The organism is Nostoc sp. (assembly GCF_041747015.1).
GTDB lineage: Bacteria > Cyanobacteriota > Cyanobacteriia > Cyanobacteriales > Nostocaceae > Nostoc.
In genome coordinates this window covers 1-12174 of the sequence record NZ_JBGTFY010000374.1, presented here as the reverse complement: position 1 = coordinate 12174, position 12174 = coordinate 1, and the positions used below count along the sequence as shown (strand labels likewise).

Annotated in this window: 13 protein-coding genes; 9 read left to right on the top strand and 4 right to left on the bottom strand. The window is 40.5% G+C overall.

Annotated features, from left to right (window positions below):
* The first annotated feature begins 74 nt into the window (after nt 1–74).
* The 8 genes from ACEW80_RS29640 (at nt 75) to ACEW80_RS29605 (ending at nt 6076) form a co-directional block, all read left to right on the top strand.
* Nucleotides 75–1019 carry a type I restriction-modification system subunit M gene (locus tag ACEW80_RS29640; protein WP_373530040.1) on the top strand — a complete coding sequence of 315 codons (945 nt, stop codon included), beginning with the start codon at nt 75–77 and terminating at the stop codon, nt 1017–1019.
* Complete coding sequence (locus tag ACEW80_RS29635) at nt 1016–2257, top strand: restriction endonuclease subunit S (RefSeq protein ID WP_373530039.1); 1242 nt, start codon at nt 1016–1018, stop codon at nt 2255–2257. The genes ACEW80_RS29640 and ACEW80_RS29635 overlap by 4 nt, the downstream gene beginning before the upstream one ends.
* Nucleotides 2258–2266: 9 nt before the next feature.
* Complete coding sequence (locus tag ACEW80_RS29630; protein WP_373530038.1) at nt 2267–2959, top strand: abortive infection family protein; 693 nt, start codon at nt 2267–2269, stop codon at nt 2957–2959.
* Between the two features lie 96 nt (nt 2960–3055).
* Nucleotides 3056–3640, top strand: coding sequence for a Uma2 family endonuclease (locus ACEW80_RS29625; protein WP_373530037.1), 585 nt, complete (start codon nt 3056–3058; stop codon nt 3638–3640).
* 40 nt (nt 3641–3680) lie between these two features.
* On the top strand, nt 3681–3920 hold the full coding sequence (locus tag ACEW80_RS29620) for a DUF2281 domain-containing protein (protein WP_373530036.1): 240 nt from the start codon (nt 3681–3683) through the stop codon (nt 3918–3920).
* On the top strand, nt 3917–4303 hold the full coding sequence (locus ACEW80_RS29615; protein ID WP_373530035.1) for a type II toxin-antitoxin system VapC family toxin: 387 nt from the start codon (nt 3917–3919) through the stop codon (nt 4301–4303). The genes ACEW80_RS29620 and ACEW80_RS29615 overlap by 4 nt, the downstream gene beginning before the upstream one ends.
* Nucleotides 4300–5784: a type I restriction endonuclease subunit R gene (locus ACEW80_RS29610; protein ID WP_373530034.1), complete on the top strand. Its 1485-nt coding sequence runs from the start codon at nt 4300–4302 to the stop codon at nt 5782–5784. The genes ACEW80_RS29615 and ACEW80_RS29610 overlap by 4 nt, the downstream gene beginning before the upstream one ends.
* Nucleotides 5732–6076, top strand: a complete 345-nt coding sequence (locus ACEW80_RS29605) for a hypothetical protein (protein WP_373530033.1) — start codon at nt 5732–5734, stop codon at nt 6074–6076. The genes ACEW80_RS29610 and ACEW80_RS29605 overlap by 53 nt, the downstream gene beginning before the upstream one ends.
* A 121-nt stretch (nt 6077–6197) precedes the next feature.
* Here the strand turns inward: ACEW80_RS29605 and ACEW80_RS29600 are convergent, their stop codons facing one another.
* The 3 genes from ACEW80_RS29600 to ACEW80_RS29590 form a co-directional block, all read right to left on the bottom strand.
* Nucleotides 6198–8183 (bottom strand): P-loop NTPase fold protein, encoded by a 1986-nt coding sequence (locus tag ACEW80_RS29600; protein WP_373530032.1) that lies wholly within the window; start codon nt 8181–8183, stop codon nt 6198–6200.
* 250 nt (nt 8184–8433) lie between these two features.
* Nucleotides 8434–9423 carry a TniQ family protein gene (locus ACEW80_RS29595; protein ID WP_373530031.1) on the bottom strand — a complete coding sequence of 330 codons (990 nt, stop codon included), beginning with the start codon at nt 9421–9423 and terminating at the stop codon, nt 8434–8436.
* A gap of 50 nt (nt 9424–9473) precedes the next feature.
* The gene (locus tag ACEW80_RS29590) at nt 9474–9734 is read right to left on the bottom strand and encodes a helix-turn-helix domain-containing protein (protein ID WP_292730027.1); all 261 of its coding nucleotides are present in this window, start codon (nt 9732–9734) and stop codon (nt 9474–9476) included.
* Nucleotides 9735–9908: 174 nt separating this feature from the next.
* Between ACEW80_RS29590 and ACEW80_RS29585 the strand changes: the two genes are divergently transcribed.
* The gene (locus ACEW80_RS29585) at nt 9909–11861 is read left to right on the top strand and encodes a TnsA endonuclease C-terminal domain-containing protein (protein ID WP_373530030.1); all 1953 of its coding nucleotides are present in this window, start codon (nt 9909–9911) and stop codon (nt 11859–11861) included.
* Here the strand turns inward: ACEW80_RS29585 and ACEW80_RS29580 are convergent.
* Nucleotides 11856–12174 (bottom strand): transposase (locus tag ACEW80_RS29580; protein ID WP_373530029.1); only part of this gene is annotated, 319 nt, incomplete at its 5' end. The genes ACEW80_RS29585 and ACEW80_RS29580 overlap by 6 nt on opposite strands.

Below are 12174 nucleotides of genomic sequence, written 5' to 3'. Positions count from 1 at the left end.
GTTAGTGAACTAGTTTTTAAAGAAATCCTCTTCTCATGCCATGAGTATTATTACTCATCCACAAATAGTAAAAACTGCAAAAGTATAGTAAGGTATTGGCGAAGATTGTGACGACGGGAAAGGAGCGGCTGAAGTCGGTTTATGACCCAACTTGTGGTTCGGGATCTTTGCTGCTACGGGTGGCGCGGGAGGTGGAATCAGTCGGGGATTTTTACGGACAAGAAATGAACCGCACGACTTACAACCTGGCGCGGATGAATATGATTTTGCATGGGGTGCATTATCGGAATTTTGATCTGAGGCAAGAGGATACGCTGGAGCATCCGCAGCATGAGGGTATGCGGTTTGAGGCGGTGGTGGCGAATCCGCCGTTTTCGGCGCAGTGGAGTGCGAATAAGCTGTTTGAGTCGGATGATCGCTTTAGTCAGTATGGGAAGTTAGCCCCAGCTTCTAAGGCTGATTTTGCCTTTGTGCAGCACATGCTCCATCACCTGGATGAGAACGGCATTATGGCGGTGGTGTTGCCGCATGGGGTTTTGTTTCGAGGAGGTGCGGAGGGGCATATTCGCCAGTATCTAATCAAGGAGCGGAATTGGTTGGATGCGGTGATTGGGTTGCCTGCGAATATTTTTTATGGAACGAGTATCCCGACTTGCATTCTGGTGTTGAAGAAGTGCCGGGAATCTCCTGAAGATGTTTTGTTTATTGATGCCAGTGCCTATTTTGAGAAGGCGAAGAATCAAAACTATTTACGGGATGAGGATGTTGAAAAAATTATTTCCACTTATCGCCAAAGGATAGAGGAGGAGAAGTATAGCTATCGCGCACTGTTAGCGGAGATTGCGGAGAATAATTTTAATTTAAATATTCCGCGTTATGTGGATACGTTTGAGGAGGAGGAGGACATTGATCTGGCGGCTGTAGCGGCAAAGTTGAGGCAGTGCGATCGGGATATGGTGGGGATTGATGAGGCGATTAAGGGGTTTTGTGAGGAGTTGGGGATTGATGCGCCGCTATGAGTAAGAAAGTAAACAAAAATATGCCAGTGTTGCGGTTTCCTGAGTTTCAAGGAGATTGGAAAGACAAGATTTTAGCCGAAGCTTCTCAGATTCAAACAGGTCCTTTTGGAAGTCAGTTAAAGAATGAGCAATATATAACTGGTGGAACTCCTGTAGTAACAGTTGAGCATATAAAAAATTTCTATATTGATAATTTTGATTATCCATCAGTCACTAATTTAGACAGAGAAAGATTAAAAAAATATACCTTAAACTCCGGTGATCTTGTATTTTCTAGAGTAGGTTCTGTCGATTTAAGTGCGTGTGTTGAAGATCACCAAGAAGGTTGGTTGTTTTCTAGTCGGATGTTGAGAGTTAGACCCAATCAGAAACTAAAGCCTAAATTCCTTGCTTATTTCTTACAGCAAACAAAAGTCAGAAGGTACATTATTAGGATTTCTGTTGGCTCTACCATGCCGTCTTTAAATACAGAAATATTACAAAATTTACCAATTAAATATTGTTCTTTAGAAGAACAAGAAAAGATCGCTAGTTTCCTGGGGGCAGTCGATCGCCGTCTAACCCAACTCCGCCGCAAGCAGGAACTCTTGCAGACCTACAAACGCGGTGTAATGCAGAAAATATTTTCTCAAGAGATTCGGTTTAAACAGGACAACGGAGCATTTTTTCCTAATTGGCAAGAAACAACCCTGGGCAAAGTTGCTAATTTTTCAAAAGGAAAGGGACTTCCTAAAGAGGATTTAGTTGAATCTGGAAATTTGCAATGTATTAGATATGCGGAATTATACACCCTCTATGATGAAGTAATTGATAAGGTATTTTCTTCAACCAATGTAGATCCTGGAAATTTAATTCTAAGCCTCGAAAACGACGTAATTATTCCAGCTTCAGGAGAGTCAGCAATAGAGATTGCAAAAGCAGCTTGTGTGAAAATTTCTGGAGTTGCTTTGGGTGGAGATTTGAACATTATTAAATCTTCTATAAATGGCGAATTTCTAGCTTATTATTTAAATCATTATAGAAAAAAAGATATCGCCAGAGTAGCCCAAGGTAATACAGTCGTACATTTATATAGTTCTCAGTTAGCACAGATTGAAATTGAAATTCCCTCTCAAGAAGAGCAGAAAAAAATAGTCAAATTTCTGACTATGATCAATCAAAAGATAAAAGCAGTATCTCAACAAATAGACCACACTGAAGAATTTAAGAAAGGCTTACTCCAGAAAATGTTTGTGTAGTAGGGTGTTATGGAGAGTTTAGAAGCGTTAGTGAAGAGACATCTCAAAGAATTCCCCGACTTTCAATACTATGGTGCATTTGCCGAATTTATTAGCGGAATTGAAAGCTATCACCAGGATTTACACACAGGAGTAAGTCTAGACTGTTGTAACTCTCTTCTTCAAAGTATTTGTAAGACAATTATTACTCAAATTGATCCAAAGATAGAAGGAAAAAGTTTAAATAAAGGAGCGAAAAGCGAAACTAATAATCTTATCTCTGAGGCAGCCAAGTTACTTCAAAAAAATGATGATGTATACGAGAGAGATTTTATTAGTAAACTCTCACAGATAGGAAAACATATTAATGAATTAAGAAATGCGAGAGGTGATTTATCTCACGGAAAACATATACCTAAAGAACTGCTTAACGATCAAGATTTATCGCGCCTACTGAGAGAAATAACAGAAAGCCTATCCCGTTATCTCATATCTTCGTTTTTCAGTTTTGCATTGGAAAAGAAGTCAAAAGAAGATTTTGAAATTGAAGAAGATGTAATTAGATATGAAGATAACCCAGAATTTAATGATCTCCTCGACGAAGAATATCCCTTAGACGAAAAACTACTTTATAGCCAAGGACTGTATACCCTTTTCTATGAAGATTATGAGATCCGGCTACAAGCCTTCCTTGATGAACAAGCATTGTTAGACGAAGAGTAGGGCATTAAGGATAAATCTAGTTGTGTAAAATAAAGTGCAGCAGGGATTTTTCTATATGAAAGTGTGCGAGTCATCCAATCCAGGAGTTTCCCCACAATGATCGCAGCCAAAGACAAACCCACAAACTTAACCCCAGAAGAATACTTTGCCTGGGAAGCAACCCAACTGGAAAAGCACGAGTATATCAACGGCGAAGTTTACGCCATGAGCGGCGGTAGCGTCAATCACGGTCGTATCGCCATCCGCTTCACCGCCATGTTCGACAGCCACTTAGAAAATACAGGTTGCATCACCGTAAATTCTGATGTCAAAGTCAATATCTTTGGCAGTAATAACTATACCTACCCAGATGCCAGCGTTACCTGCGACGATCGCGATAAAACCACAACCCAATATATTACATACCCCTGCTTAATCGTCGAAGTCCTCTCCGCCAGCACCGAAGCCTACGACAGAGGCGGCAAATTCCGAATGTACCGCCAAAACCCAGCCTTAATCGATTACCTACTAGTCAGTTCCACCAGCATCGAAATCGACCTTTATCACAAAAACGACGCAGGCGACTGGTTGATTATCAACTACAAAGCAGGCGACGCGATCGAACTCAAAAGCATTAACCTCAATTTCCCCATTGAACAAGTCTATCGCGGTTTAACCCTTGAACCAGGGAATGGGGAATAGAATCAAAGCATTACCTACTACCCATTAGCTAACGCCCAATATGCTAACCCTCGAAACCGTAATCCAAAAAATCCAACAACTCCCCCCCGAACAACAAAAAAAAGTGATCGAATTTGTAGAATTCCTAGAATTTCAAGCCGATCGCCAACAACAAGATCAACAACCCGAAACACCTCCCCAACAAGATCAAGACTTTTTCGCCCTAGCCGGAATTTGGGAAGGGAAAAAAATTACCCTAGACACCATCCGCAAAGACGCATGGGGTGAAGAGAATCAATGATTTTGTGTGATACCAATATCCTCATTGAATTCTATAAAAATAATACCGCCATCATTCAAGAATTACGTCAAATTGGTATTCATCAATTAGCCATTAGCGTAATCACTAGAGCCGAACTGTACTATGGCGCAATTAATAAAAACGAACTTAATCGTATTCAGCAACACCTAGACCTACTCCAAAATATCCCTATCGATCAGCCCATTTCAGAGAAATTTATTGAACTCATGGCGCAATATTCCCTAAGCCATAAACTCACAATTCCCGATGCCCTGATTGCTGCCACTGCCCTAACCCATAACATTAGCCTCTATACCTTAAACCTTAAAGATTTTCGCTTCATCCAAGGCTTAAATATTTATAATCCCACCCTTTCCCCATGACTCAATCTGAAGCCGAACTAGAACAACAGCTAATCGATCGCCTCACCGGATTAAGCTACGAACCTGTCACCCTTCGTAATGCCGAAGACCTGAAAGCCAACCTCAAAACCCAACTCGAAAAACATAACCACATCAAACTCAGCGACACAGAGTTTAAAAGCATTCTCAACCACCTCGATAAAGGTAACGTCTTCGATCGCGCCAAACGCCTCCGCGACAAAATGGAACTCAGCCGCGACGACGGCAAAACCTTTTACCTGGAATTTCTCAACACCGAACACTGGTGTCAAAATCAATATCAAGTCACCAACCAGATTACCCAACAAGGCAATTACAAAAATCGCTACGATGTAACCCTGCTGATTAACGGCTTACCCCTCGTGCAAATTGAACTGAAACGCCGAGGGTTGGGAATTAAAGAAGCCTTCAACCAAATCAACCGCTACCAGCGCCACTCCTACGGTGCAGACAATGGGCTATTCCAGTACGTCCAAATATTCGTTATCTCAAACGGTGTCGATACCCGCTACTACGCCAACAACCGCAAACAAGAATTTAAACAAACCTTCTTCTGGGCAGACCAAGAAAACAACCTCATAACCCAACTGGAAGACTTCGCCGACAGCTTTCTGGAGAAATGCCACGTCTCCAAAATGATCTGTAAATACATCGTCCTGCACGAATCCGACAAAGTGCTGATGGTGCTGCGCCCATATCAATATTACGCAGTAGAAGCCATCATTGAGCGAGTTAAGGATACCGATAAAAACGGCTATATCTGGCACACCACCGGATCAGGCAAAACCCTCACCAGCTTCAAAGCTGCCCAAATTCTCACCCAAATACCCAAAGTGCATAAAGTGCTGTTCGTCGTCGATCGCGCCGACCTCGATTATCAGACCAGCAGAGAATTTAATTATTTCAGCCCCGACTGCGTAGACACCACTGACAACACACGCCAACTGGTAGAACAAATGGCTGGGGATAATCGCCTGATCGTCACCACAATTCAAAAACTCAACCGAGCGATCAAATCCCAACGCCATGAAGCCGCAATGGAGAGCTTGAAAGATAAGCGCATTGTGTTTATCTTTGACGAATGCCACCGTTCCCAATTTGGCGAAACCCATAAAAATATCGTCAAATTCTTCACCAAAGCCCAAATGTTCGGCTTTACCGGGACTCCCATCTTTGCCGATAACGCTGCTAGCAACGAACACGGTAAACGTACTACCAAAGACCTATTCGAGGAATGTCTGCATAAATATGTGATCACCAATGCGATCGCCGATGAAAATGTTCTTAAATTTTCCGTGGAGTATTGGGGCAAAATCAAACGCAAAGACGGCACGCTGATCACAGAGCCAAAATTAGACCGAGAATTCTTTGAAAATCCCGACCGAATTTCTCTAATTGTCGATTGGATTATTGCCAACCATAACCGTAAAACCCACGGTAGAAAATTCTCGGCGATGCTCTGAACCCGAAGAAAAAGTCGAAACCGTCTTTCAAGACTTCTGGACTCAAGAACGTGTTGAAGCGATTCAGCAACTCTGTATAGAGGAGAACCTCAAGATTGAAGCCGTTAATCAAATGATTGCCGACTACAAATTCTCTGGGAAAGAACCATTAAGGGAAACCGTGTTGAGTGCTTGCAACGAAAAACCGAAATTATTAGAGCGTAAAAAAATCTTTGCGCGAGTCGTATCAAAGTTACTCGACATCATCAACAAATTTGATGACGCTCTTGGTGAGCTTGGAGAGGAAGAATAAAAAAGTTATCAAAGCGATCGCCCCCCAGTGCGTAGCAACAAATAAAGCGATCTCCCTCCTGTTCTCAATCCTAAGTAAAGCGATCGCCAATCGCCCCTAGCCAACCACCTGCTTTTGATGATTAATTGCCTACCACTATGTTGTTTTGCGATTGCTGTAATCGTTGCGCTGTCGCTTCAAGCTTTTGAATTGCTTCGTTCAGATCAAGCTCGATTATTACTTGTATAGAGTGTCCACTCGGCTTGCCCTTTCTCCGAGCAACCTCATCCAGTAATAAATCCCGAACAGATTTAAGCCAATCCAATTCCTCAAGTAATTTTTCATTGTTGCCATCGAACTTATATCGTTCTTTTAGTGCATGACTAATAGTCATCTGATGTGCAAATTTGAGTCGTAGTAACCCTTCTACAAATTCAGTTATTTTTATGTCTTTCAATATAGGTATTTCAGCATATCTCAGTCCTGGCACGCCCCAGTCATGCGAATTATTTAAGGAAATTATCTCGCGGAATTTCCATTGATCGCTTTGCATGATAGCAAGTAGCTCTCTCCTAAGATTAGGCAAAATCTCAATCCTTGCTGACTCTTGAGCTTTTTCAAGGTATGTACAAAAATCTTGAAATTCTTGAAGTTTTGCGCCTTGAAACCCAAGCCCCATGTATCCTTCAAATATACTGTCAGCCGTAGAAACTGAATAAGATACCAGCTTTGATTGATTATTATTTTTCAGCCAATCAATATAGAGTTTTGAGCTATTCAAAATTTCTTCTTTAGTTTTTGAATATAGCCCCATATCAGAAAAATTAAGGAACATCCCTGTTACATGCTTGAGAATTCCGGGATCGGAAAATTCCGCGTCTCTGTTTAAGTATTGTGTTTCAACTTCATTGAGCAAAATAATAAATTCGTCATCACTAAGATGATGAAAATGCCATAATTTCATCCATTTGGGTGTATTTTCGTCTTGAAAATATGTACTGCTAACAACTGATTGATTGAGTTCTTGTAAATCCAAACTACCTTTATCAAAAAAAGTTTGCCACCATGCCACGCTAGGAAATGGATCGTACAACCTTAACGAAGGATACTTACTAATTACTTCTTTAAGTGTTTTCCCTTCGTCACCATTTTTTCCTTCATTTGAATTCGCAAACTCATCCCTACTGTCCCGTATACTTTTCAAGCTCATGTTTGCGGATGCTTCTAGCAACCTGCCAATATCTGTAGGAAGCATTTTCCCGTGCCTAATTTCAATTGAAAAAGGTGTAAGGAACTTTAAAACCTCCTGAAGAAGCTCTGGTTTATTCTTTGCTTTTTCTGGCAAAACATCAAAAATTCTTTCAAAATCCAAAACAACCTGCTTTAAAATTCTTAAATTCTCGCACTGGGCTTGGTTGTATAAGTTTTGGATTAATGAGGTGCTGTTAGACAAGAACTCGCTCACATCCCGATTACTTACCCCTTTCAGAAAATTTTCGAGTGCTTGGTCAAATTCTAGGGAAATTGCAAAAGTTTTACCAACTAGCTTTTCTTTGATGGTTGTGTACTCGGAATTTTTTTCTAGCTTCGTTTCATCAGTAACGATAATTACTTTTAATTCTTTGTGTTCTACAAAACTGTTGATATACCCCAGTATATTGACGATATTTATGCTGCATCGCTCTAAATCATCAAATATCAAAATACTTTGCTCAAGGTTTGTAAAAAGCTCAGTAAGCTTCATACTTGGAGTTGTAAGATTTAATGTTGCAGCATCATTTAAATCTAGTTTTAAACTATTCTTTAAAACTTGTGTAATAAGATTTCTACCTATTGCTACTGGCTTAGATGCTAGAAAAGGAATCTGTTGTTGCAAGAAGGCTTCTTCTATTTCGGAAAAGCTAGTTACACCATTAAGGCTAACATACAAGCATTTCCGCTTTTTCTCCCTTAAGCTCTCGCAATACCTTTTGATAAACCATGTTTTACCAGATCCCCATTTACCTTTAAGCAAAACAGCGAATCCAGGTGCATCAGGCAAATTACAGTAATAATCTAAATACTCTATGATATGGCTGTTGAGTTGCGCGTTATGCTGTGTCATGTTGCTAAAAATTACTACAGTCAATGCTTTTTCATGGTTAATCTTGCCAGCGATCGTCTGACAATAAAAAGCACGCTCTTAAGATACGTACTTTTTTCTAGTATCAGTCGGATGATTCTATCCCATATTTTCAGTAATGGAAAGCGATCGCACTCCCTGAAGCCAAACACAAAGAAATTTCCCTAGCAGCAGAATACTCCTGAAACGTTAGATGAAAAAGGGAATAATACCGATGTAACCGGAATTGATATCAATCTTTATTTATACTAAACTTTTACAAGTTTAATTCCAGACTAAAATTCCCGAACAATATCTTGCCCAATTCCTTAAAATCTGACCCAAACAACTGGGATACACTAATCTTCGCCTTCTCGCACACAGGAATAATCAACTTCACCAAATGATAAGGTTGACTTTGATTTGTTGTTGAGGCTATCCTCAACGATTCCATGATTCCTCCTAAATCTCCCAATAACTTCACATCCTTTCCAATTGCTTGTTCAAACACTAACAAAATTAATTGTAATTTTCGGGTTAACTCGATCGGGATGGGTTTATAACCTAATTGGGGAGTAAGTGCAATTAATTCGCTAATTCCTTGAATATTAACTCGATATTTCTCTATTTCCTCTTCGCCTTTAATTTCCTGTCCTAACCACCCGTAACAACGAGAACAAAATCCCGCAGGTGAAAACCTAGCCATCACAGGTAAACGCGAACCACAATGAAGACATTCTTCTATTAATTGCTGTTTGTGAATCAAACAAAATTCTACATCCTTAAATGACCATAATAAGGGTTCATAGATAGTTTTGTTCTCCTGCATCCACTCTTCCCAACAACAAGGACACCAAGCGCGATAGTTCCGAAATAACCCCTTATCATAAATCATTCCTTTCCAGCTTAAGAGGGACAAAAAGCGTAAATCCTGACGCATTGTTAACTCTTGTAAGACAGTGACTAACTTTCCTGTCATTTCTCGCATTCCGTTAATAGCCGGTTTAGCGTCGCTATTTCCCAATAGGTGACTCAGATTTTTTGACAGTAGCTCAGATTTATCCTTATCTTTGAGGATAAGTGGCGCAATTTCTCCCATAACGAGCTTTTGAGTGGTTAAACAATGCGCCTGTGCCAAACGATGGAGATAGCTACTAAGACTTTCTGCATAGGGAGTTCCCACCGCCATAGGTTCAAGAGAGAATAACCGACTCCGTTGCGGGATTTCTAGAGGTTTTAGGCTCCAATGTTCTGAGTAAATAGTCATCCCTCTTGGATTAACCTAAACGCTGGTACTTTAGTTTTAAAAGCTAAATTTTAGGAATTAGTTTCCGATTCACTCTTAACCTCGATACCGTAATTAACAAAGAGATCGGAGACAGATATCTCCAAAGCTGCCGCTAACTTAACAATATTTTTTAAGGAAGGGTTACGCTCTCCGGTTTCGATTCCTGAAATGTAGTTGCGATGAAGTCCTGACTTTTCAGCCAGTTCTTCTTGGGATAAATCTAGCTCTCGCCTTCGCCGCCTAATCGCTTTGCCAAAGCGGTACTCAATACTGGGGTGTTTCTGCGTCACAAAACAATACTGAACCAGTATCGCCGTTAAATCCATCTACTATAAGTGGACTTTTGCACAATATAAGTTTTATAAAGTTAAGTACCATAACATCAGACAAGCAAGTTCTTAACTTTATGGTCTTATATTTGATAGATTCATAAAATAAAGCGCAAAGTTCTTAGTAAGAAGTATATGAAAGAGCAATTTGAACAATGGGTTGCTCGCCTTCAAATATCCGAGGCAGGGCAAAAAATTATTGAGAAAGTTCGCTCCTCTGAGCCATCCCGTCGCGTTGGTGGCGGTAGTAAGAATGTTTCGGGACGCTACCCTAGTCGCAAGATGGGAGTGACGATTCAATTTGAGTCTCATCGGGTTGAACTGCCAATTATCTATCAGTTAGAACACGATGAAGATGTTCTAGAATTCTACGATCAACCACCGCAAATTAAACTTGACTATCAAGCAAGTAACGGACGTAGATTAGGCGTTTTGCACACCCCAGATTTATTTGTCATCCGAACCAATTCGGCTGGTTGGGAAGAGTGTAAAACTGAGCAGGATTTGAAAAAACTAGCAGAGAAAAACCCCAATCGTTACTTTTACTCTCAAGAAGATAATCAATGGCATTGTCCGCCAGGAGAAGACTATGCTAACCAGTTTGGGCTTTATTACCGCATTCGCTCAGATCGGGAAATCAATTGGGTTCTGCAACGTAATCTGCAATTTTTAGAAGATTATTATCGCTCAGAATCTCTAGTAGTGGAAGAAGCGATCGCTCAATCATTACTTGCAATTGTGTCATCTCAACCAGGAATAACTTTAGCAGAATTACTCAATCAGTCAACAGGAGCTAAATCTGACGATATCTATACCTTAATTATTCAAGAGCAAATCTATATTGATTTAAATGCTTCACCACTTGCGGAACCAGAAAGATGTCTAATCTTCCGTGACGAACAAACTGCTAGTGCTTACAGATTAATGGTTGAGCAACCAAGTGTAAGTCTTCCGGCTATCTCTACTGTAGTCAATATTGTTACCGGAACGCTTGTTAGTTGGGACGGCAAAGGTTTAAATATCATCCATGTTGGCGAAACAGAGATTATACTTGGTGCAGAAAATAATCAGTTAATTGAACTCAAAAAAGCTGTATTTGAGAATCTGGTTCGCCAAGGAAAAATCACAAGTCTCCAAACACCAGAAACAACAGCTATTAGCACAGAATCTTGGCAGCGATTTCATCAAGCTAGTCCTGAAGACCGAGCAGAAGCCCTTGAACGCTACAAAACTATCGAACCTTACTTAAACGGACATCCCCCAGAAAACGAAACAATACCAGCCCGTACCATTCGTCACTGGAAAGCTAAATATTTAATTGCAATTCAAAAATACGGTTGCGGCTACATTGGGCTTTTGTCCCATCGCAGTGTCAAAGGTAATCGACAGCGCAAGCTGCCCGAAGACACCTTAGCAATTATGGAGAAGTTTATTTTAGAAGATTATGAAACTCTTAAACAAAAAAGAATGTGGGAGGTTCACGCGGCTTTAGTTCGAGCTTGCGAACAATCTGGTGTAATTGCTCCGAGCTATAAAGCATTTACCAAAGAAGTACAACGCCGGACTGGTTACGAACAGACTAAAAAACGCCAAGGTCGTCGTGCCGCTTATCAGTATGAATCCTTCTATTGGGAGCTTACTAAAACTACCCCAAGACACGGCGATCGCCCCTTTGAAATTGGACATATAGATCATACTGAGTTAGATGCAGAGCTAGTTTGCTCTCGTACAGGTCGCGATCTTGGCAGACCTTGGGCAACATTTCTCGTAGATGCTTACTCACGGCGATTGCTGGCAGTTTACCTAACGTTTGACTCACCCTCATATCGTTCTTGCTTAATGGTGCTAAGAATTTGTGTCAAGCGTCACGGTAGGCTTCCCCAAATTGTAGTGGTAGATAACGGTGCTGAGTTTCACAGCGTTTATTTTGAAACACTACTAGCTACTTTTGAATGTACAAAAAAGCAAAGACCCCCAGCCAAAGCTCGTTTTGGTTCGGTTTGCGAACGCCTATTTGGAACTTCCAATACTCAATTTGTCCATAACTTACGCGGTAATACACAAATACAGCACTTCCGGCTATTATGAGGTACAGTAGCAACAACTAGCAAACCAGTTTCTTAAATGTTGAGGATTTATTAATTCGAGTGCAACTGAGATTAGTTTATCAACCATTTCTGTTGTAGTTGGAGCAAAACTGCGTAAGAAAGATTTGAGTTGTGACCACCATAATTCAATTGGATTAAAATCAGGAGAGTACGAAGATAAACAAATAACTGAAGCGCCGACAGCTTCAATCATTGGTACAATTGAATCTAGTTTATGCGCGGATAAATTATCCATCACCACCACTGCTCCTGACCATAATTGTGGCACTAAAAACTTCTCAATAAATACTTCA